This window comes from Rhizobium sp. P1_E6 (genome assembly GCF_056405875.1).
The window spans coordinates 14,155-33,386 of sequence record NZ_JBFUBG010000038.1; the positions used below are offsets into that span (position 1 = coordinate 14,155).

General features: G+C 60.8%; 19 protein-coding genes. 13 read left to right on the forward strand and 6 right to left on the reverse strand.

Going from position 1 to position 19,232, the window contains the following annotated elements:
- Positions 1-98: 98 nt before the first annotated feature.
- Positions 99-500, reverse strand: coding sequence for a pilus assembly protein N-terminal domain-containing protein (locus tag AC1D35_RS18880; protein ID WP_113307225.1), 402 nt, complete (start codon positions 498-500; stop codon positions 99-101).
- A 391-nt stretch (positions 501-891) separates the two neighbouring features.
- Between AC1D35_RS18880 and AC1D35_RS18885 the strand changes: the two genes are divergently transcribed.
- The 10 genes from AC1D35_RS18885 to AC1D35_RS18930 all read left to right on the forward strand — a co-directional run bounded on the left by AC1D35_RS18885 (position 892) and on the right by AC1D35_RS18930 (position 10,435).
- Positions 892-1,071 (forward strand): Flp family type IVb pilin, encoded by a 180-nt coding sequence (locus AC1D35_RS18885; RefSeq protein WP_113307226.1) that lies wholly within the window; start codon positions 892-894, stop codon positions 1,069-1,071.
- Positions 1,072-1,174: 103 nt separating this feature from the next.
- Positions 1,175-1,687: an A24 family peptidase gene (locus AC1D35_RS18890; protein WP_113307227.1), complete on the forward strand. Its 513-nt coding sequence runs from the start codon at positions 1,175-1,177 to the stop codon at positions 1,685-1,687.
- 110 nt (positions 1,688-1,797) lie between these two features.
- Entirely contained in the window at positions 1,798-2,613 is an 816-nt protein-coding gene (cpaB, locus tag AC1D35_RS18895) for a Flp pilus assembly protein CpaB (RefSeq protein ID WP_113307228.1), read from the forward strand.
- A 5-nt stretch (positions 2,614-2,618) separates the two neighbouring features.
- The gene (locus AC1D35_RS18900; RefSeq protein WP_477939497.1) at positions 2,619-4,130 is read left to right on the forward strand and encodes a type II and III secretion system protein family protein; all 1,512 of its coding nucleotides are present in this window, start codon (positions 2,619-2,621) and stop codon (positions 4,128-4,130) included.
- A complete protein-coding gene (locus AC1D35_RS18905; protein ID WP_113307230.1) occupies positions 4,127-4,843 on the forward strand; it encodes a CpaD family pilus assembly protein in 717 nt (238 codons plus the stop codon). The genes AC1D35_RS18900 and AC1D35_RS18905 overlap by 4 nt, the downstream gene beginning before the upstream one ends.
- On the forward strand, positions 4,840-6,117 hold the full coding sequence (locus AC1D35_RS18910; RefSeq protein ID WP_113307231.1) for a CpaE/TadZ family protein: 1,278 nt from the start codon (positions 4,840-4,842) through the stop codon (positions 6,115-6,117). Before AC1D35_RS18905 ends, AC1D35_RS18910 begins: the two co-directional genes overlap by 4 nt.
- A 23-nt stretch (positions 6,118-6,140) precedes the next feature.
- Positions 6,141-7,616 carry a TadA family conjugal transfer-associated ATPase gene (locus AC1D35_RS18915; RefSeq protein ID WP_113298183.1) on the forward strand — a complete coding sequence of 492 codons (1,476 nt, stop codon included), beginning with the start codon at positions 6,141-6,143 and terminating at the stop codon, positions 7,614-7,616.
- Position 7,617: 1 nt separating this feature from the next.
- Positions 7,618-8,625 (forward strand): type II secretion system F family protein, encoded by a 1,008-nt coding sequence (locus AC1D35_RS18920; RefSeq protein WP_113307232.1) that lies wholly within the window; start codon positions 7,618-7,620, stop codon positions 8,623-8,625.
- Between the two features lie 14 nt (positions 8,626-8,639).
- Entirely contained in the window at positions 8,640-9,623 is a 984-nt protein-coding gene (locus AC1D35_RS18925) for a type II secretion system F family protein (RefSeq protein ID WP_113307233.1), read from the forward strand.
- A 179-nt stretch (positions 9,624-9,802) separates the two neighbouring features.
- Positions 9,803-10,435: a LysE family translocator gene (locus tag AC1D35_RS18930; RefSeq protein ID WP_477939501.1), complete on the forward strand. Its 633-nt coding sequence runs from the start codon at positions 9,803-9,805 to the stop codon at positions 10,433-10,435.
- Position 10,436: 1 nt separating this feature from the next.
- On the opposite strand, the gene AC1D35_RS18935 is transcribed toward AC1D35_RS18930, so the two are convergent.
- Positions 10,437-11,270: a tetratricopeptide repeat protein gene (locus AC1D35_RS18935; RefSeq protein ID WP_113307235.1), complete on the reverse strand. Its 834-nt coding sequence runs from the start codon at positions 11,268-11,270 to the stop codon at positions 10,437-10,439.
- Between the two features lie 138 nt (positions 11,271-11,408).
- Between AC1D35_RS18935 and AC1D35_RS18940 the strand changes: the two genes are divergently transcribed.
- From AC1D35_RS18940 to AC1D35_RS18950, 3 genes are all read left to right on the forward strand, one after another.
- A complete protein-coding gene (locus tag AC1D35_RS18940; protein ID WP_113298188.1) occupies positions 11,409-12,800 on the forward strand; it encodes a leucyl aminopeptidase family protein in 1,392 nt (463 codons plus the stop codon).
- Positions 12,801-12,987: 187 nt separating this feature from the next.
- Entirely contained in the window at positions 12,988-13,338 is a 351-nt protein-coding gene (locus AC1D35_RS18945) for a MarR family transcriptional regulator (RefSeq protein ID WP_113298189.1), read from the forward strand.
- Positions 13,339-13,404: 66 nt separating this feature from the next.
- Positions 13,405-14,259, forward strand: coding sequence for a C40 family peptidase (locus AC1D35_RS18950; protein WP_113307236.1), 855 nt, complete (start codon positions 13,405-13,407; stop codon positions 14,257-14,259).
- A 72-nt stretch (positions 14,260-14,331) separates the two neighbouring features.
- Here AC1D35_RS18950 and AC1D35_RS18955 read toward each other — a convergent pair whose 3' ends face one another.
- From AC1D35_RS18955 to AC1D35_RS18970, 4 genes are read right to left on the reverse strand one after another with little or no spacing between them, the layout of a single operon-like run.
- Complete coding sequence (locus AC1D35_RS18955; RefSeq protein ID WP_113307237.1) at positions 14,332-15,723, reverse strand: amidase; 1,392 nt, start codon at positions 15,721-15,723, stop codon at positions 14,332-14,334.
- A 36-nt stretch (positions 15,724-15,759) separates the two neighbouring features.
- On the reverse strand, positions 15,760-16,623 hold the full coding sequence (locus AC1D35_RS18960) for an ABC transporter permease (RefSeq protein WP_113307293.1): 864 nt from the start codon (positions 16,621-16,623) through the stop codon (positions 15,760-15,762).
- Positions 16,623-17,570 (reverse strand): ABC transporter permease, encoded by a 948-nt coding sequence (locus AC1D35_RS18965; protein WP_477939505.1) that lies wholly within the window; start codon positions 17,568-17,570, stop codon positions 16,623-16,625. Before AC1D35_RS18965 ends, AC1D35_RS18960 begins: the two co-directional genes overlap by 1 nt.
- Before the next feature lie 41 nt (positions 17,571-17,611).
- On the reverse strand, positions 17,612-19,141 hold the full coding sequence (locus AC1D35_RS18970) for an ABC transporter substrate-binding protein (RefSeq protein WP_113307239.1): 1,530 nt from the start codon (positions 19,139-19,141) through the stop codon (positions 17,612-17,614).
- Positions 19,142-19,232 lie beyond the last annotated feature (91 nt).

A 19,232-nucleotide genomic window follows, 5' to 3' on the forward strand; every position in this document is an offset into this window, starting at 1 on the left:
ATGTTCTTCGAGCGTCACACTAGGGCGCGTTCGTTGATTTTCCGTTTCAGGTCGGAGCAGCTATTTTAACGAATGCGCGTGAATTCCGATGATATTGCCTAGTTTGCAGAAGTGGCTTCACCTTGCTGAGAATGCTGCTCGCAATTGGGCGTGCAGGAAAGAACCGAGCGCTCCGTCTGGCGATAGACGCGCACCGTATTGCCTTCATCGATGGAAACGAGAATGCGTTCGTCCAGAATGGCGTTGCCGTCACCATCGAGCAGCACGATGTTGGTCGTGCCAAAGGCGCGGCCCGTCAATACGATTGTCCTCGCGTCGGCGACCGTCGCATCGGCAACCTTGGCATTGCCGACGATGACCTTGCTGACCGGCCGGTCGAGTTTCAGGACGCGCGCGTGATCCATATAGACGCGCAGCATGTCTTCCTGGGCGGAGGCTGTGTATGCCGTAAGAGCCGCAATCACCCAGGCAAAGAAAACGGTCTTGCCGTTCGATGGCATTTTGGCCTCTTTCACGATCGCTATGCAAATTGCAGATAGAATGGAAAAAAATGGTGAACGAAGCTTTAAGCTCTCCGTGCCATGTTCATGAGTGAAACGCATTGGATCGTTTCGGCACGAGCCGATGTGGCGAGAGATCGACTGGCTGCGGAAATTCGTGCCATTTCTGGATGCCTGTAAGCTATTGTTCCACGTTTCCTCCGGAGTTTCACTAGAAACGTAAGCAATGCGATAAGGAATTACTTACTCTGACCGGTCCGGTTGTCTCGTTTACACCTTGTTAACGCATTTCATTAAGTCGATGGAAACGGCCATTCGCTAGGTTGCAGCCATCCGATCAACGGAAACAGTTGGCGGACGTGCTGAACATCAACTGGAGTTAGAGGTAACCATGACCAAGCTTTTTAGCCGTTTTCTGAAGGATGAATCCGGCGCGACCGCAATCGAATACGGCCTGATCGCCGCCCTCATTTCCGTAGCCCTCGTTGCAGGCGCCACCACGCTCGGCGGCAAGCTGAACTCTACGTTCATCGAGCTGGGCAACAAGTTGGACGACGCTGTGAAGCCTTGATAATTGCTGGAGCCCAGCTCTGGTTGGAAGTGAAACAGGCTCACGAGCGAACGCCCGTGAGCCTGTTCGTTTTGGGTAGATGAGAACTTGGGCAAGTGAGAAGATGATCGTAGCCGCAATCCTTCTGATTTTTCCGCTCTGCCTCGCTTTTGCTGCCATATCCGATCTGTTGACGATGACCATCCCGAACAGGGTGTCGTTGATCCTGATAGTTTCATTCGCCGTGCTCGCCCCCCTGAGCGGCTTGGCTCTTTCCGCAATCGGAATGCACGCACTTGGTGCCGCCATCGTGTTCGGCATTTGCTTTGCCCTCTTTGCCCTCAATGTGATGGGCGGTGGAGACGCGAAACTCTTGAGCGCGGCCGCGATCTGGTTCGGTTACGATCCCGCTCTGCTGTCTTTTCTGACCTATGTCGGTGTCATCGGCGGCTTGGTGACGTTGGCAATCCTGTTGATCCGGTCACAATCAAATACGATATTGGCCATCGGACTGCCCATTCCCAATTCGCTCCTGCTCGCCAAGAAAGTTCCCTATGGTATTGCCATTGCGATCGGCGGCTTCCTGGCGTTCCCATCCTCGCCGCTCTTCATTGCCGCGCTGGAAAGCCTGAAATAACGGCGTTTTAATCGGCCGTTAACTTAAAATCTAAGCGTTACATTAACCATAATTATACCAATTCCTGAGCATTCTGCGGGGCGAACGCGTCGTGCCCCAAGGAATGATCAATGAAACCGGCCCGCCTTATTATTCTAGCTGTCGCCGTGGTGGCAGCCGGCCTTGCCGGTCTTCTTGCGATGAACATGGCCGGCAATCGAGGCATCGTAACAAAAGTCCAGTCCGTTATCGAGAAGGAGCCGACCGTCAACGTGCTGGTCTCCAGCGCCAATCTTCCTGTCGGCGCGAGACTGGATGAGAAGGCCGTCCACTGGATGGCCTGGCCTCAGAATGGCGTTGTCCAGGGCTTCATTACCGAGACCGATCGGCCTGATGCCATCAAGGATCTGCAGGGGGCCGTCGTGCGCTTGCCGGTCTTCGAAGGAGAGCCGATCCGTCCGGAAAAGGTCGCCGATTCCAATAGCCGTATCCTGTCCTCCCTGCTGCCTGCCGGCAAGCGCGCCGTTGCGACCGAAATCTCCGTTTCGACCGGAGCTGGTGGCTTCATCCTCCCCAACGACCGTGTCGATGTCATCATGGTGCGCAAGGGGCAGGGCAGCGACAAATACATAACCGAAACCGTCCTGAGCAACGTTCGCGTCCTCGCCATCGACCAGCAGATCGAAGAAAAGGAAGACGGCACCAAGGCAGCGGTCGGCACCACCGCAACGCTGGAGTTGACCCCCGATCAGACCAAGGTTCTGGCCGTCGCCCAGCAGATGGCCGATCGCCTTTCGCTTGCCCTGCGGTCGGTCGCCGATGCGCAGGAGCAGGACACCAGYGCGGCAGACTATCTGCTCAGCGGCGACAACGGCAGCGCACTCATCCAGGTCATCAAGTCCGGCTCCATCGTCACGGATGCCACCGGCTCAGTAAAGCCGGAGTAAAGGAAATGCAGATGGGCAACTCGACACAGCGCACCAGGCTTTTCCTCACCGGCTGCCTTTCCCTGGCAATGGCTGCCGCCGGCATCACGCCGCTCTCCTTCATCGCATCCTCGGGCATCGAACAGGCCAATGCCGCGTCGGAAAGCCTCATCCGCATATCGCAGGGCGGCCCCGGCGCACATCGCCGTGTGAAGCTCGGTCTCAACAAGGCCGTTGTCGTCGATCTGCCTGAAGACGCGCACGATATTCTCGTTTCCGATCCGGTCATGGCCGATGCCGTGACCCGCACCTCGCGGCGCATCTACCTGTTCGGCAAGAAGGTCGGGCAGACCAATATTTTTGTGTTCGGCGCCAGCGGCGAAGAGGTCATCAGCCTCGATGTCGAGATCGAACGCGACGTCTCGGGTCTCGAGGCCAATCTGCGCCGCTTTATCCCGGACTCCGCCATCAAGGTCGAGATCGTTTCCGACAATATCGTACTGACCGGTACCGTTCGCACACCTCAGGACGCCACGCAGGCGGCAGCGCTCGCCAAGGCCTTCCTGAAAGGCGGCGAGGCCACGACGCGCTCGCAAAGTATTTCCGGCAGCGGTGGAGACAATTCGGTTGCGCTGTTTAACGAAGGCCGTCAGGAGTCCCAGGTCGTCAACCTCCTGAAGATCGAGGGCGAAGACCAGGTCACGCTCAAGGTCACGATCGCCGAGGTCCGCCGTGAAGTCCTGAAACAGCTTGGCTTCGACAATCTCGTCACCAATTCCTCGGGCATGACGGTCGCCCAGCTCGGCAGCCCGTCCGCCGATAGCGCCACATCCGTCGTTGGCGGCGGCCTCGCCGCACTCTTCAAGAACTCGATCGGCAAGTACGATATTTCGACCTATCTGAATGCGCTGGAACAGGGCAAGGTCGTCCGCACGCTGGCCGAACCTACATTGACGGCGATTTCCGGCCAGGCTGCGACTTTCAATTCCGGCGGTCAGGTTCTTTACTCGACGACAGACAATAACGGCAACGTCACCGTCGTTCCCTATGACTACGGTATCAATCTGGCCTTCAAGCCGCTGGTCCTTTCATCCGGCCGCATCAGCCTGCAGATCAACACAAACGTCTCGGAGCCGGCGCCGTCGGTATCGGGTGCTGCGCCGACCTATCAGCGCCGCTCGGCACAGACCTCGGTCGAGCTTCCCTCGGGTGGCTCGATCGCTCTTGCTGGCCTTATTCGCGACAACATCTCCCAGACGATGAACGGCACCCCCGGCGTCTCGAAGATCCCGCTCCTCGGCACGCTGTTCCGCCAGAAGGGAGTCGAACGCCAGGAAACGGAACTCGTCATCATCGCGACGCCCTATCTGGTGCGTCCGGTGGCGCGCAATCAGCTTAATCGGCCGGATGATAATTTCAGCCCGGAAAACGATGCGTCCGCCTTCTTCATGAACCGCGTCAACAAGGTTTACGGCAGCCGCGAGGCGCCGGTCGCCGATGCGCAGTTCCACGGTTCTATCGGATTTATCTACAAATGAGCGGAGCACGGTCTGGACCGATGAAAACGAACAGAGATCAGGCGATGGCTCATTGGAGCGCGAAACATTTCCGCACGACAAAGCCTCTGCTCGTGGCTGCGTCACTCGCCGTTGCAATTCTTTCTGGCTGCGCCGGCCCGCGTGATCAGCTGACGACCGGCGGTATTCCTGATGACTACCGGGAACGCCATCCCATCGTCGTGACGGAAGCCGAGCAAACCGTGGACATTCCTGTTGCCTCCAGCGACCGCCGACTAACGATCGCCCAGCGCGAGTTGATCCGCGGCTTTGCGCAAAATTACGTGTCGCGCGCGTCTGGCCCCGTCTACATCCTGTCTCCGGAGGGATCGGCGAATGCAGGAGCGGCCCGCGCCCTGCGCAGCCAGGTTCGCGTTGAACTTGCTTCGCGCGGCATTGCGAGCAACAGGATCATCAACACGACTTACGCCGCAACCGGCCTTCTCGATGCCGCGCCGATACGCCTGAGCTTCACCGGCATGACGGCAGTAACGACACGGTGCGGCCAATGGCCGAAGGATATCTCGGCCGATTTCACGAACCAGAATTATTACAATTTCGGCTGCGCCTCGCAGAACAACCTCGCCGCCCAGGTCGCCAATCCGGAAGATTTCGTCGCTCCGCGCGGCATGACCCCGATCGACGCAGAGCAGCGTAACGAGGCAATCCAGGAGTACCGCGGGACAGAACGATGAGCACCGTCGACTACGAGATCAAGAATACCAGCGAGCTCCGCCATGCCGAAGAAGCGATGCGCATGGGCGAACTGGAAAACATGCGGCCACTGCCGCGCATCTCCGTTCATGCCTTCTGCGAAAGCGAAGGACTGCAGCGGGTGATGGAGCGTTGCGCCAATGACCGGCGCATGTCGAAAGTCAGTCTGCGCATCACCAGCGGCGGCACGGCTGCCGCCGCAAACATGTTCTCAGGCGCACCGACGCCGAACCTGATTATCATCGAGACCAGGGCGAACTCCGCCGGCCTGCTCGCCGAACTGGCTCCGCTCGCTGCCGTCTGCGATCCCTCGACCAAGGTCATCATCGTCGGCTATTACAACGATATCGGCCTCTACCGCGATCTGATCCGCAACGGCATTTCCGAATATATGGTTCAACCTGTCGCCATGCCCGATATCATGGGCGCAATGGCGACGATCTTCGTCGATCCGGAAGCCGAGCCGCTTGGCCGCAGCATCGCCTTCATCGGCGCCAAGGGTGGCGTCGGCGCATCGACCGTCGCTCATAATTGCGCCTTCGGCATCTCGAACCTGTTCTCGACCGAGACCATCCTGGCCGATCTCGACCTGCCCTACGGCACGGCGAACATCGATTTCGATCAGGACCCGGCCCAGGGCATTGCCGAGGCCGTCTTTGCGCCGGAGCGGCTTGACGAGGTTTTCCTCGACCGCCTGCTGACGAAGTGCTCGGAACATCTTTCCCTGCTGGCCGCCCCCTCGCTTCTTGACCGTGCCTATGATTTCGAGGGCCTAGCCTTCCAGCCTGTCATGGATGTGCTGCAGCGCAGCGCGCCTGTCACGGTGCTCGACGTTCCGCATGCCTGGTCGGACTGGACCCGTACGGTCCTGTCAAGCGCTGACGAAGTGGTTATCTGCGCGGTTCCCGATCTTGCCAATCTGCGCAACACCAAGAACATGCTGGATGCGCTCCGCAAGATACGTCCGAACGACAAGCTGCCGCATCTCATTCTCAATCAGGTCGGTATGCCGAAGCGGCCGGAAATCTCGATTTCCGATTTCTGCGAACCGCTGGAAGTCGAGCCGATTGCCATCATTCCCTTCGATATCGGCCTCTTTGGCAACGCCGCCAACAGTGGCCGGATGATTTCGGAGGTCGATCCGAAATCTCCGACGGCGGAGACCTTTTCGCAGATCTCGCACATCGTCACCGGTCGCGTGGCAATCAAGAAATCCAGGAAGGGCGGCCTTCTCGGCCTTCTGAAGCGCAAGTAAACGAGTAGAATTGGATCGGCTCAATGTTCGGAAAACGCGGAAATGATGGTTTCGGAAAGGCCGGTGCCGGCGGTATCGCCGCTCCGCCGCCACCGATGCCGGCTGCCGCCCCATCCGGTCCCGCGGTGCTTGTCGAGCCGTCGCGCGAGCCTGTCCGCCAGCAGGTGACGCCGCCGCCGATGCAGACGCCGCAGCGCAAGCGCCCCGCCCGCACGGACGAATATTACGATACCAAGGCGCAGGTTTTTTCCGCGCTGATCGATACGATCGACCTCTCGCAGCTCTCGAAGCTGGATGGCGAAAGCGCGCGCGAGGAAATCCGCGATATCGTCAACGATATCATCACCATCAAGAATTTCGCCATGTCGATCTCCGAGCAGGAGGAACTGCTCGAGGATATCTGCAATGACGTGCTGGGCTACGGTCCGCTCGAGCCGCTGCTGGCGCGCGACGACATTGCCGATATCATGGTCAATGGTGCTGGCCAGACCTTCATCGAAGTCGGCGGCAAGACGATCGAATCCGAAATCCGCTTCCGCGACAATTCGCAGCTTCTGTCGATCTGCCAGCGCATCGTCAGCCAGGTCGGCCGCCGCGTCGATGAATCGAGCCCGATCTGCGACGCGCGCCTGCCCGACGGCTCGCGCGTCAACGTCATCGCGCCGCCGCTTTCGCTCGATGGCCCGGCGCTCACCATCCGCAAGTTCAAGAAAGACAAGCTGACGCTCGATCAGCTCGTGCGCTTCGGGGCCATCACGCCCGAAGGCGCGACCGTCCTGCAGATCATTGGCCGCGTCCGCTGCAACGTCATCATCTCCGGTGGTACGGGTTCGGGCAAGACCACGCTCTTGAACTGCCTGACGAACTACATCGACCGCGACGAGCGCGTCATCACCTGCGAGGATACGGCCGAACTGCAGCTCCAGCAGCCGCATGTCGTGCGTCTCGAAACCCGCCCGCCGAATATCGAAGGCGAGGGCGAGATCACCATGCGCGATCTGGTCAAGAACTGCCTGCGCATGCGTCCCGAACGCATCATCGTCGGCGAAGTGCGCGGACCGGAGGTTTTCGACCTCCTGCAGGCCATGAACACCGGTCACGACGGTTCCATGGGCACCATCCACGCCAACAACCCGCGCGAATGCTTGAGCCGTATGGAATCGATGATCGCCATGGGCGGCTTCACCTTGCCGGCAAAGACCGTGCGCGAGATCATCTCCTCCTCGATCGACGTCATCATCCAGGCCCAGCGCCTGCGCGACGGTTCGCGCCGCATCACCCAGATCACCGAAGTGGTCGGCATGGAAGGTGACGTCATCATCACCCAGGACCTGATGCGCTACGAAATCGACGGCGAGGACGCGAGCGGTCGTCTGATCGGCCGCCATATGTCTACCGGTATCGGCAAGCCGCATTTCTGGGACCGCGCCCGCTATTACAACGAAGACAAACGCCTCGCCGCTGCGCTCGACGAGCTGGAAGCGAAATCGAAGGACTGAGATGTTCGGCATCGATCCGACAGTACTGGCAATCGTCGTTCTCGCAGCCGTTGCGGCAGCCGGGGTGAGTTATGCCGTATTGTTCTCGCGTATCGAGAGCGACAAGAAGTCGGCAAGCCGCATCAACCGCGTCAAATCAGCCGAAGTCGATCGTACAAAGGTCAAGGCTGCTCGCGACCGCGTTCAGGAACTGTCGAAGCGTCGCAAATCGGTGCAGGACAGCCTGAAGGATCTCGAAAAGCGGCAGCACGAAAAGACCAAGAAAGTGCTATCGCTGAAATCCCGCCTGGTGCAGGCGGGACTGCCGATCACGCCCGCCCGCTTCTATCTTTTCAGCGCGCTCTTCGCGTTTGTGCTGTTGGTCGTGCTTTTCATCGTGGGTGCATCGACACCGATCATGCTCGGTGTTCCCGTGGCCGCAGGACTTGGTCTGCCACGCTGGGTGCTCGGCTTCCTCGTCTCGCGCCGCCAGAACAAGTTTCTAGACGAATTTCCGAATGCGCTCGACGTTATCGTTCGCTCCATCCGTTCCGGCCTCCCGCTGAACGATGCGATCCGCCTCGTTGCGACCGAGGGGACGGAACCCGTCAAGAGCGAATTCCGCCGTATTGTCGAATCGCAGCAAGTCGGCCTCAGCGTGCCCGAAGCTTGTGCCCGCATGACCAATCAGATGCCGCTGCAGGAAGTCAATTTCTTCGCGATCGTCATTGCCATCCAGTCGCAGGCCGGCGGCAACCTGTCGGAAGCGATCGGCAACCTTTCCAAGGTGCTGCGCGACCGCAAGAAGATGAAGGCCAAGGTCAAGGCATTGTCGATGGAAGCCAAGGCATCTGCCGTCATTATCGGCGCCCTTCCATTCATCGTTGCCACGCTCGTCTACCTGACGTCTCCGCAATATATGATGGTCTTGTTCACCGATCCGCGTGGCCACTTCATCATGGGCTTTTCGGCGGTCTGGATGTCGATCGGCATCTTCGTGATGCGCAACATGATCAACTTCGATATCTAGCGGGAGCAAGCAGCATGTCGCAGGAACTCGCCGCAACATTGACCGATCCCGCCATGATCGTGGCGGCACTCGTCGCCATCGCCGTCTTCGCCACCTTCTACACGCTTGCCGTTCCCTTTTTCGAGCGCGGTGATCTCAACAAACGCATGAAGGCCGTCTCGACCGAGCGCGAGCAGATCCGCGCCCGCGAGCGCGCCCGTCTGAATGCCGACGTCGGCGGCAAGGCCACGCTCAGAAGCCAGAACAGCCGACCCGTCCGCCAGATCGTCGAGCGTTTCAACCTGCGCAAGGCACTTGTCGACGAGAACACGATGAACAAGCTGCGCGCCGCTGGTTTTCGTTCGGAAAATGCGTTGAACACCTTCCTCGTCGCGCGCTTTCTTCTGCCATTTCTCTTCCTGGCGGTTGCCGCTTTCTGGGTGTTCGGCCTCGGCAACCTTGCCGACAAAGGCCTGCCGATACGGCTCTTCATCGTCATTGGCATCGCCTATATCGGTTTCTATGCACCGAACATCTATATCTCCAACCGTATGGGCAAGCGTCAGCACTCCATCAAGCGCGCCTGGCCGGACGCGCTGGACATGATGCTGATTTGCGTGGAATCGGGCATTTCCATCGAAGCGGCCATGCGGCGTGTCTCCGAAGAACTCGGCGAACAATCGCCGGCGCTCGCCGAAGAAATGGTGCTGACGACCGCTGAGCTCTCCTTCCTGCCGGATCGCCGCGCCGCGCTCGACAATCTCGCGACGCGCACTCAGATCGATCTCGTGCGTTCGGTCACACAGGCGCTCATGCAGGCGGACCGTTACGGCACGCCGGTTGCGACGGCACTGCGCGTGCTTGCGCAGGAAGGCCGCGACGAACGCATGAACGAGGCGGAAAAGAAGGCTGCTGCGCTACCGCCGAAGCTGACCGTCCCGATGATCCTCTTCTTCCTGCCGGTATTGGTCGCCGTCATCCTTGGTCCGGCCGGCATCCAGGTTGCGGACCGGTTCTGACGCTTGCCGCTCAGCGCAAATCCCGCTAGCTTGCGCCTCCGCGTAGCTGGCAAATGAGATAGGTCTCCATCGGGAGGCGCTGACGTTCCTGTCGCTCGACAGGCAATCCTCGATAACTTGAGCCAGCAAAAATGCGTAGCGGTTTTACGGCCGGAATTGCGTGAAAATGGAGTTTTGCTATGTCCTCCATGGGCATTTTTATCAGTATCATCAGTGCATTGATGATCGGCGCGATGAGCCCCGGTCCAAGTTTTGTCGTTGTCTCGCGCATTGCCATTTCCCGCTCGCGCTTTGATGGGCTCGCCGCCGCACTTGGCATGGGCGTCGGCGGCGTGACCTTTGCTATTCTCGCTCTTGCGGGCCTGACGGCGCTGCTCTCACAATTCGAGTGGCTCTATCTGGTGCTGAAGATCGCGGGCGGCGCCTATCTGATTTACATTGCCTTCGCGATTTGGAAGGGGGCGAGTGAACCACTCGCGCTGTCAGGCGATATCGCCGGCAAAAGCATGYCGGCACGCAGTTTCACGGCCGCTCTGCTGACGCAGTTGAGCAATCCGAAGGCGATCGTGGTCTACGCCAGTATCTTTGCGGCACTCTTGCCCAAAACCGTGCCGGTGGAGCTTTTGCTGGCGCTGCCCGTCGGTGTCTTCCTGGTGGAGGCGGGATGGTATGCGATTGTGGCATTTGCCTTTTCCGCCCATCGTCCGCGTAAGATCTATATCGCCGCCAAGGCCTGGATCGACAGGGCCGCAGGCGCGGTCATGGCTGGCCTTGGCCTGCGTCTCATCCTGTCCGGGTTGGGCGGCAAATAGTTCAGTTGGTATTGCTGGCGGCGACGGACGTCGTGTCTTTCGCTGCGAGCTTCTGCCAGGAATTCTGCTGGGTAAGCATGCCGCGCAGATAGGCGACGTTGGCGTCGGCCTGCTGCGGTGAGAGTTCGCGCCGCGCAATCTGCTCGGCCTCGGGAAAACGGCCCTGCAGCCCGACGACGAGGGCGAGGTTCTGGCGCACGCGGCTGTCGGCGGAAGGCTGGCCTGCCGCCGAGCGAAGATAGGTTTCCGCCGTGCGCAGATCGCCCGTCAGGAGATAGGACATGCCGAGGTTGGAAAGGATCGACGGCTCGTTCGGCTGGATGTCGAGCGCGTCGCGATAGCGCTGACGCGCGTCGTTTGGCTTGCCCATCTGATCGAGGATCGCGCCTTCCGCAGAGATCAGCCGCCAGTCGGGCCGATCGGGCGTCTGCGCCCTGCCGATGGTGTCCAGCGCCTGCTGAAGCTGCCCCGCGGCGGCCTGCGCCTTGCCATAGGCGGCAAGCACGTTGCGATCACCGGGATTGGCAATGGCGACCTGCTGCATGACGGCAAGCGCTTGTGCGTCGCGCCCGTTCATGCGCAGCAGATTGGCGTAGTTGACGCCGTTGACGGGATCGCGCGGGTTCTTCTCATAGGCTTGGCCGACGCGGTCGGTGGCGGCCCGCAATTCGTTGGCATCCATCTGCTCGACTGGCCTGTCGAGTTTCGGGATCGAACCGGTCGTCATCCGATCCTTTGATGTTGTCGAGCAGCCGCCGAGGGCGAGCATGGCGAGAAGAGCCACGGTTCCCTGAAAAACACGCTTCTTAAAAGGGGTAGAGGCCGAGAAGGGCATTGCGCGTTCCTGAATAAATCGGCGCCTGACCTCGAAGCGGAACAGGGAAAGGTTTGACGCAATCTTCGCTCCAGCAATAGTCTGTTAACCCTAACAGACAGTTAAGAAGTGATTCTGCCCCTGCCGCTAAGGACAAACATGGCCCCCTTCCAGTTCATCGAGAGACCGACGCCTTTCAACACCAAGGGTGGGTCGACGCTGCCAATCTTTGCTGTCACGCCCGCCCATATCGAAACCGGCACCATTGATCCGATCGCGCTCGATTGGGCAGGTAAAGCCGGCTACAAGGCGGAAAGCGGCTCCCTGCTTCTGATCCCGACGGCCGAGGGCCACCTCGGCGGCGCGCTCTTCGGCCTCGGCACCAATCCGTCGGAGCAGCCCTACATCACCGGCAGGCTCGCCCGCGCGCTTCCGGCCGGCGACTGGCACATCGAGACCGCGCCGCTGACGGCGAACCGCCTGGCGCTCGGCTTCGGTCTCGGCAGCTATCGTTTCGACCGTTACAAGTCTGAAAAGTCGCCCACCGCAACGCTGATGATCCCGCGCGATGCCGACGGCAGCGAGATCAAGCGCCAGCTCGCCGGTGTCTTCCTCGCCCGTGACCTTATCAACACGCCGACCAACGACATGGGGCCGGAGCAGCTCGAAGCCGCTTTCCGTGGCCTGGCAGCGCACTACAAGGCCGAGATGTCGGTTATCATAGGTGACGACCTGCTCAAGGAAAACTTCCCGCTGGTTCACACCGTTGGCCGCGCCAGCGCCGATGCGCCGCGCCTGCTGGAACTGCGCTGGGGCAAGAAGGGCCACCGCAAGGTTACGCTGGTCGGCAAGGGTGTCTGCTTCGACACAGGCGGCCTCGACATCAAGCCGGCTTCCTCCATGCTCTTGATGAAGAAGGACATGGGCGGCGCGGCAAATGTCATGGGCCTGGCGCTTATGATCATGGATGCCAAGCTGAAGGTGGATCTGCGCGTCATCATCCCCGTCGTCGAGAATTCCATCTCGTCGAATGCCTTCCGCCCCGGCGACATCTACAAGAGCCGCAAGGGGCTGACGGTCCAGATCGACAATACCGATGCCGAAGGCCGCCTGATTCTGGCCGATGCGCTCGCCTATGCCGACGAGGAAGAACCGGATCTGCTGATCGACATGGCGACCCTGACCGGTGCTGCCCGCGTCGCCCTCGGCCCAGATCTGCCACCCTTCTTCACCGATGATGCGATCCTCGCTCACGACCTGATGGAAGCGAGCCTCGAAACGGACGATCCGCTCTGGCGACTGCCGCTTTACACCGGCTACGAGAAGGACATCCGCGCCAAGTTCGCCGATATCACCAACGCTCCGGCGGGTGGCATGGCGGGCGCCATCACCGCGGCACTCTTCCTGAAGCGCTTCGTCAGCAAGGCGAAAAGCTGGGCGCATTTCGACATCTACGGCTGGGCGCCGAACGAGCGTGCGCATTCGCCGGGAGGCGGCGAGGCGCAGGCCATCCGTGCGCTTTACCACCATATCCGCCACAACGTCCGCTGAGCCGCCAAAGCATGTCGCGCAAAAGTGTGCAGCGGTTTGCGATAACGACATGTGAAAACAAAAGCCTTCGCTGAGCCATTCGTTAAAATTTTATTCACCTTGTGAGGCGGCATTCTGTGCCGCCTCTTGCTTGCGCGCTGTAACTGCCGGAAAATGAAACGTTAGCGTAACGATTTCCGGAGGGGCCGTGCCGATTGAACTGACCGCCTCGCAGGCGCTTGGCCTCTGGCATAGTGTGGCGCTCAACCAGGTCCGTCACGACAACAGAGATTTGACGTTGCGCCAGATGGCGATCCTGCTGCATATCTATCTCGTGCCGCCGCCGCATACCGTGCGCGGGCTGGCAGCGACGCTGAACGTGACGAAACCGGTCATCACCCGCGCGCTCGATACGATGGGCGAGATGGGCCTCGTCGATCGCGTCCGCGACGATGCCGACCGGCGCAACGTCATCATCAAGCGCACCGTCGGCGGTGCGCTCTATCTCGAAAAGCTCGGCGACCTCGTGCGCGAGCAGGGCCGCAAGCTTTCGGTCTGAAAGGCCCCCGACTGAAAGGCCACTCTGAAAGGCCCCCGACTGAAAGGCCCATCTGAAAGGAATACCATGACGATGCTCGACCGCCGCCTTCACGCCTACCGCCCGGATCTCGCGGAAACCGGCCTTGAAGGCAAGGTTGAGGCGACGCGCTTTGTGAGCGGCACGCCGGCTCGTGTCTCCATTCCGGTCGTAGCCTTGCGCCCGCAGCCGGATCTTTCGCGCGGCATCGATACGGAACTGCTTTTCGGCGAGGATGTCACGGTATTCGATCGCGCCGATGGCTGGTGCTGGGTCAAGGCGGTTTCCGACAGCTATGTCGGCTATCTACCGCAGGAAGCACTCACCGAAGCGGGACCGGCCCCGACCCATATCGTCGTTCCGCAACGGACGTTTCTCTATCGCGAGCCGGAACTTCGCAAACCTTATAAGGCGGTCCTCTCGATGGGCAGCCGTGTCCATATTGCCGGCAAGGCGGAAGCGCGCGGCAACCACTATCTTGTGCTCGATGACGGCACCGCGATCTTCTCCAAACATCTGCAGCCGCTCGGTGCTCTCGACGGCCAGGACTATGTCGATATCGCCTCTCGCTTTCTGGAGACGCCCTATCTCTGGGGCGGCCGCTCCGGCCTCGGCATCGATTGCTCCGGCCTCGTCCAGCTTGCGCTGCAGATGACCGGCAGAAGCGCGCCGCGTGATACCGACATGCAGGCGGCTGATCTCGGAGAGCCGATCGAGCGCTCCGATGTGCGCCGCGGCGATCTGGTCTTCTGGAAGGGGCATGTTGCGATTTTCGAAGATCCCGAAACCATCATCCATGCCAATGGCCATACGATGACCGTCGCGCGCGAGAATTTCGAGGGCGCTGTCGAGCGCATCGGCTGGCTCTACGAGCGGCCGACCGGCTATCGCCGGCCGTTCTAAGGCATTTTAGTTCTTCGAATCGCGAATGCTCTATCTCTTGTTTTGTCGCAGCTCTGGCGGTACCCGCCAGCGTCAGGCGATTGGCGGCTTCGGCCAGTTCTTCACACCGCCAGTCCGATCTTCGAAGGCCTTGGAGAGCCTCAGCACGCGCATGTCGTCGAAACGCGGCCCGACGATCTGCAGGCCGATCGGCATGCCGGATTGCGAGAAGCCGCAATTGATGGACGACGCCGGCTGCTCCGACATGTTCCACGGTACCGTGAAGGCGATGTGCTCGAAGGGCAGCTTCGGATCATTGGTGGGAGAGGCCCATTCAGCCGGATAGGAAACGATCGGATTGGTCGGTGAGAGCACGGCATCGACCCCGGTGAAAAGCTGACCGCAGGTCTTGCGCATCTCGATCGTCTGGTTGAAGCCTTTGACCGCATCCACGCCGTTGATATCGGCGCCGCCCTTCGCCCATTCGTAGATATAGGGCAGGATGCTCTCGCGGCGCTCCTCGCTGAGCCCGGCAATATCGCCCCAGAAGCGCGAGCGCCAGAAATTGTCGAGCCCATCCAGCATGGCGCGCGTCAGCACCGGTCCAACCGGGACAATCGTCGCCCCCGCCTTCTCGAAGAGCTTCGCAGCCTCTTCGACTGATATCCTCACATCCTCATCGACCGCAAGACCGCAGCCGGCATCGAGCATCAGCCCGATTCGCATGCCGCTGAGATCGATATAGAGATCCATCCAGTCGAAATCATTCGGCGGCAGGCTGGTGCCGTCGCGCCAGTCTGGGCGGGAAAGCGTTGCCATCGAATAAGCGGCATCCTCCACGGTGCGGGTCATCGGCCCCGCGCAGCGCCCGACATAATAGGGATCGACCGGAATACGCCCGTGGCTTGGCTTGAAGCCGAACACGCCTGTCCAGCCCGCCGGCAGGCGCACAGAGCCGCCAATATCGGTGCCGACATGCAGCGGCCCGTAGCCGGCAGCGGCTGCCGCAGCGGCGCCCGCGCTCGATCCGCCAGGGTTTTGCGTCATGTCCCAGGGATTGCGGCTCAGATGATGGAAGCTGGAAAGGCCCGACGAGAGCATGCCGTAATCGGGGCAGGTCGTCTTGGCGAAGATGATAGCACCGTCTTCCCGAATACGTGCCGCAGCAGGCGCATCCGCCTCCGCAGGTTTCAGTTCGACGGCTTTCGTGCCGAGCGGCACCGGCTGGTCCTTGGTCGCGATCAGTTCCTTCAGGGTGACCGGGATGCCGTCCAGCGCGCCAAGCGTCCTGCCCGTCATCCAGCGCTCGGTCGAGGCCTTCGCCTGCTCTCGCGCCCCTTTCGGGTCGTAGAGGTAAAGTGCGGCGATCGAGGGCTCCCAGGCCTCGATATGCTTTTCGAGGGCAAGCCAGTATTCGAGCGGCGAGAGGCTTTTATCGGCGAAGCGCCGCCTGAGCTCGCGGATGGTGAAATCGGTATCTGGCATGGTCTGATCTTTCGGGCGTTTTGTCTCGGGAGGACATCAGCGGCTCGCCTCGCGCGGGTCGAAAAGGTCGCGCAGCCCGTCACCCAGCATGTTGAAGCCGAAGACGGTAAGCGCAATGGCAAGGCCGGGCAGGATCGCCAGCCACGGGGCCAGCGAAAGGAAGGTCTGGGCGTCTGCCAGCATCCGGCCCCATGTCGGTGCGGGCGGCGCCATGCCGAGGCCGAGGAAGGAGAGGCCGGCTTCGGTCAGGATCGCAAGGCCAAGCTGGATCGCCGCATGCACGATGATCTGGCTCATGATGTTCGGCAGCACATGCCGCACCGAGATCGTGAAACGGCTGTTGCCGATCGCCTGCGCCGCCAGAACATAATCGCGGCTCCAGGCCTGCAGGGAGGTGGCGAGCGTCACGCGCGCAAAGACCGGCACCATGAACACGGCGATGGCCGTGATGGCGGTGAAACGCCCCGGTGCGAGAAAGGCGCCGAGGATCATGGCGGACAGGATCGGCGGCAGCGCGAAGATCACGTCGCAGGCGCGCATCAGCAACGCCTCGTAGGGGCCGCGGATGGCAGCCGCCGAAATCCCGGCGATCGAGCCGAGCGTGCCGCCGATGGCCACCGCGCTGACGGCGATCGACAGCGAATTCCAGCATCCGACCATCAGCATGGAGAGCACGTCGCGGCCGAACTGGTCCGTGCCGAGAAGGCCGAAGGCAAGCGGCGGCTGCAGCTTGTGAATGATCTGCATTTTTGCTGGCGGCAGGGGCGTCCAGAAAAGCGACAGAAGGGCGATCGCGGCCAGAAAGCCGACGACGACGATTCCGGCGATGAGATTCTTTCGCCGGCTAAGCCTGAAGCTTCGGCGTCGCGGAATAATGGCGGAAGAGACGATGGGTGCCATCATGCCGCCTTTCGCATCCGCGGGTCGATCGCGAGATAGGAGAGGTCGACAATGAAGTTCATGACGATGACGAGGGCTGCGAAKAACAGCACGACATCCTGCATGACGATGATGTCGCGCTGGGACAGGGCCTGAAAGGCAAGCCGCCCGAGCCCCGGCAGGTTGAAGACATTTTCGACCAGAACCGCACCGGCGACCAGAAAGGTGAATTGCAGCCCGAGGATGGTCAAGATCGGCACCAGCGCATTCGGCACGATGTGCCGCCAGAGTACGGTGCTGCGCGACAGCCCTTTGGCGAGCGCTGTACGGGCAAAATCCTCATGCATGGTGTCGAGCACCGCTGAGCGAGCCACGCGTGTCAGCACACCGGCTTGCGGCAGGGCCAGTGCCACGGCCGGCATCACCAACGCCTGCAATGCGGGCAGAAACCCGGACCTCCATCCTGGGAAACCGCCCGATGGCATCAGCCCGAGCGTCGTGGAAAAAAGGATGATGAGCAGCAGCGCCACCCAGAAGGCCGGCACGGCGATGCTGACCTGCGAGAAGATCGTGGCGATCGTATCGAGGATGCCGCCGCGCCGCGACGCTGCCAGCACGCCGAGCGGCAGTGCAATCAATACCGACAGCACGATGGCCATCAGCGCAAGCGGCAGCGTTACGGCCAGCCGCTCGAAGATCAGTCCGGCAACCGGCACGCCATAGGTATAGGACTGCCCGAGATTGCCCGAGAAGACACCGGCAAGCCATTGGCCGTAACGCAGGATGAGCGGCTGGTCGAGGCCGAGCTCATGCCGCAGCGCCGCCAGTGTCTCCGGGCTTGCCGAGGTGCCGAGCATGATCGAGGCGGGATCGCCGGGCAGCAGATCCATGACGGCGAAGATCACCAGCGAAACGACGAGAAGGGTAATGACAAGGCCGGCGAGGCGGCGGGAAAGTAGTGCGATCATATCGTCTTCGTCACCCTGTCAGCCGCCGCCCGCACCCGATATTACTCTTCCCAGGAAACGTTGCTGAGAACGTTGGAGGGGATCGGCTCGTTCTCCCACAGGCCCTTCAGTTTCTTGTCCCAGACGCCGAGCTTGGGCATGACGAAGAGGTAGAGCGCCGGCACGTCCTCGGCGAGGATCTTCTGTGCTTCGCCGTAAAACTGCGCCTGTTCGGCCGGGTTGGGCGTCTCCTGCACCTTCTTCATGAGATCGTTGAAGGCGGGGTTCTTGTAGTTGAAATAGTAGGGATCGCGCGAATAGATGTCGATGTCCATTGGCTCGGCATGGGCGACGATCGTCATGTCGTAATCGCGGCTGGTCATGACATCTTTCACCCACTTCGCCGGGAATTCCGTCGGCTCGATATTCATCGTCACGCCGATTTCGGCAAACATGGCCTGCATCACCTGCGCACTTCGTGGCGCATAGGCCATCTGCGGCGATTTGATCGTGAAGGTGAAGCCGTTGGGGTAGCCTGCTTCGGCGAGCAGTGCCTTCGCCTTTTCGACATTGTAGGGCAGTACGCCGGTCATGTCCTGATAGCCGGGATCGTTCGGCGTATAGTGGCTGCCAATCTCGGTGCCGAGGCCGGACCAGGCGCCGTCGATCACGGTCTTCCGGTCGATCGCCATCATCAGGGCCTGACGCACGCGCTTGTCGTCGAAGGGCTTGCGGGCATTGTTCATGCCGGCCACGACCTTGAGCTCGGTATTGCCGATCTTGGTTGCCAGGCGCGCGTCGCCATCGAAAGAACTCATCAGTTCCGGAGCTGCAAATTCCGGAAAGGCATCGAGGTCGCCGGATTTGAGCGCAGCTGCCTGTGCCTGCGGATCATTGATGAAGCGGAAGGTCACCTTGTCGAGCTTGGCAGCACGCTCCTTGTTCCAGTAGTCCGCATTCTTGACGAGCTCTACATGGTCGCCCTTGGCCCAGGTGGAGAATTTGAACGGTCCGGTGCCCACAGGCGTCGTCTTGTCGTCGGCTGCGGACTTCGGTCCGACCATGACGGAGGCTGGCCAGCCGAGCCAGTAGATCAGGCTGCCGGTCGGGCTGGAAAGATGCAGCACCAGCGTTTCCGCATCCGGCGTATCGATGGAGGCGATCGATGCGAAGAAGCGCTTCTGCGGATTGACGGAATCCTTGCCGCGGGCGCGGTCGAGAGCGAACTTGGCGGCGGCCGAATCGAAGGCCTCGCCGTCGTGGAATTTGACGCCGGTCTGCAGCTTGAACGTATAGGTCAGCCCATCGGGGGAAATCTCCCAGCTCTTGGCGAGCTGCGGCTGCACCTTGCCGGTCTCGTCGATGCTAACAAGTCCTTCGAAGATGTTCTGCCAGGTCACCTGGCCGATGGCGACAGGTGCGGCGATTGTCGGGTCGAGTCCGGCAGGCTCGACGCTCATGCCGAGATTGAGTGTGGTCTTGGCGGCTTCGGCAGGCGTCAGCGCCAGCATCATGATGCCGGCGGAAAGCGCAACGCCCATGGAAAGACGCCGCATGAGACGCGCCGACGGCGCGAGCAAAACCTTGATCATCCTGTTCCCCTGTTGGTTCCGCTGCTTGGCGGATCCCTTTTGCAAGTAGAGTGACACTACGACAGTGCACACACAATGACGATTTTGTGTG

What these genes read in the sequence shown, in the direction of transcription:
- AC1D35_RS18880 (WP_113307225.1), bottom strand. Translation starts at nt 500, where the DNA reads ATGCCATCGAACGGCAAGACCGTTTTCTTTGCCTGGGTGATTGCGGCT.
- AC1D35_RS18885 (WP_113307226.1), top strand. Translation starts at nt 892, where the DNA reads ATGACCAAGCTTTTTAGCCGTTTTCTGAAGGATGAATCCGGCGCGACC.
- AC1D35_RS18890 (WP_113307227.1), top strand. Translation starts at nt 1,175, where the DNA reads ATGATCGTAGCCGCAATCCTTCTGATTTTTCCGCTCTGCCTCGCTTTT.
- AC1D35_RS18900 (WP_477939497.1), top strand. Translation starts at nt 2,619, where the DNA reads ATGCAGATGGGCAACTCGACACAGCGCACCAGGCTTTTCCTCACCGGC.
- AC1D35_RS18905 (WP_113307230.1), top strand. Translation starts at nt 4,127, where the DNA reads ATGAGCGGAGCACGGTCTGGACCGATGAAAACGAACAGAGATCAGGCG.
- AC1D35_RS18910 (WP_113307231.1), top strand. Translation starts at nt 4,840, where the DNA reads ATGAGCACCGTCGACTACGAGATCAAGAATACCAGCGAGCTCCGCCAT.
- AC1D35_RS18915 (WP_113298183.1), top strand. Translation starts at nt 6,141, where the DNA reads ATGTTCGGAAAACGCGGAAATGATGGTTTCGGAAAGGCCGGTGCCGGC.
- AC1D35_RS18920 (WP_113307232.1), top strand. Translation starts at nt 7,618, where the DNA reads ATGTTCGGCATCGATCCGACAGTACTGGCAATCGTCGTTCTCGCAGCC.
- AC1D35_RS18925 (WP_113307233.1), top strand. Translation starts at nt 8,640, where the DNA reads ATGTCGCAGGAACTCGCCGCAACATTGACCGATCCCGCCATGATCGTG.
- AC1D35_RS18935 (WP_113307235.1), bottom strand. Translation starts at nt 11,270, where the DNA reads ATGCCCTTCTCGGCCTCTACCCCTTTTAAGAAGCGTGTTTTTCAGGGA.
- AC1D35_RS18940 (WP_113298188.1), top strand. Translation starts at nt 11,409, where the DNA reads ATGGCCCCCTTCCAGTTCATCGAGAGACCGACGCCTTTCAACACCAAG.
- AC1D35_RS18950 (WP_113307236.1), top strand. Translation starts at nt 13,405, where the DNA reads ATGACGATGCTCGACCGCCGCCTTCACGCCTACCGCCCGGATCTCGCG.
- AC1D35_RS18955 (WP_113307237.1), bottom strand. Translation starts at nt 15,723, where the DNA reads ATGCCAGATACCGATTTCACCATCCGCGAGCTCAGGCGGCGCTTCGCC.
- AC1D35_RS18960 (WP_113307293.1), bottom strand. Translation starts at nt 16,623, where the DNA reads ATGGCACCCATCGTCTCTTCCGCCATTATTCCGCGACGCCGAAGCTTC.
- AC1D35_RS18970 (WP_113307239.1), bottom strand. Translation starts at nt 19,141, where the DNA reads ATGATCAAGGTTTTGCTCGCGCCGTCGGCGCGTCTCATGCGGCGTCTT.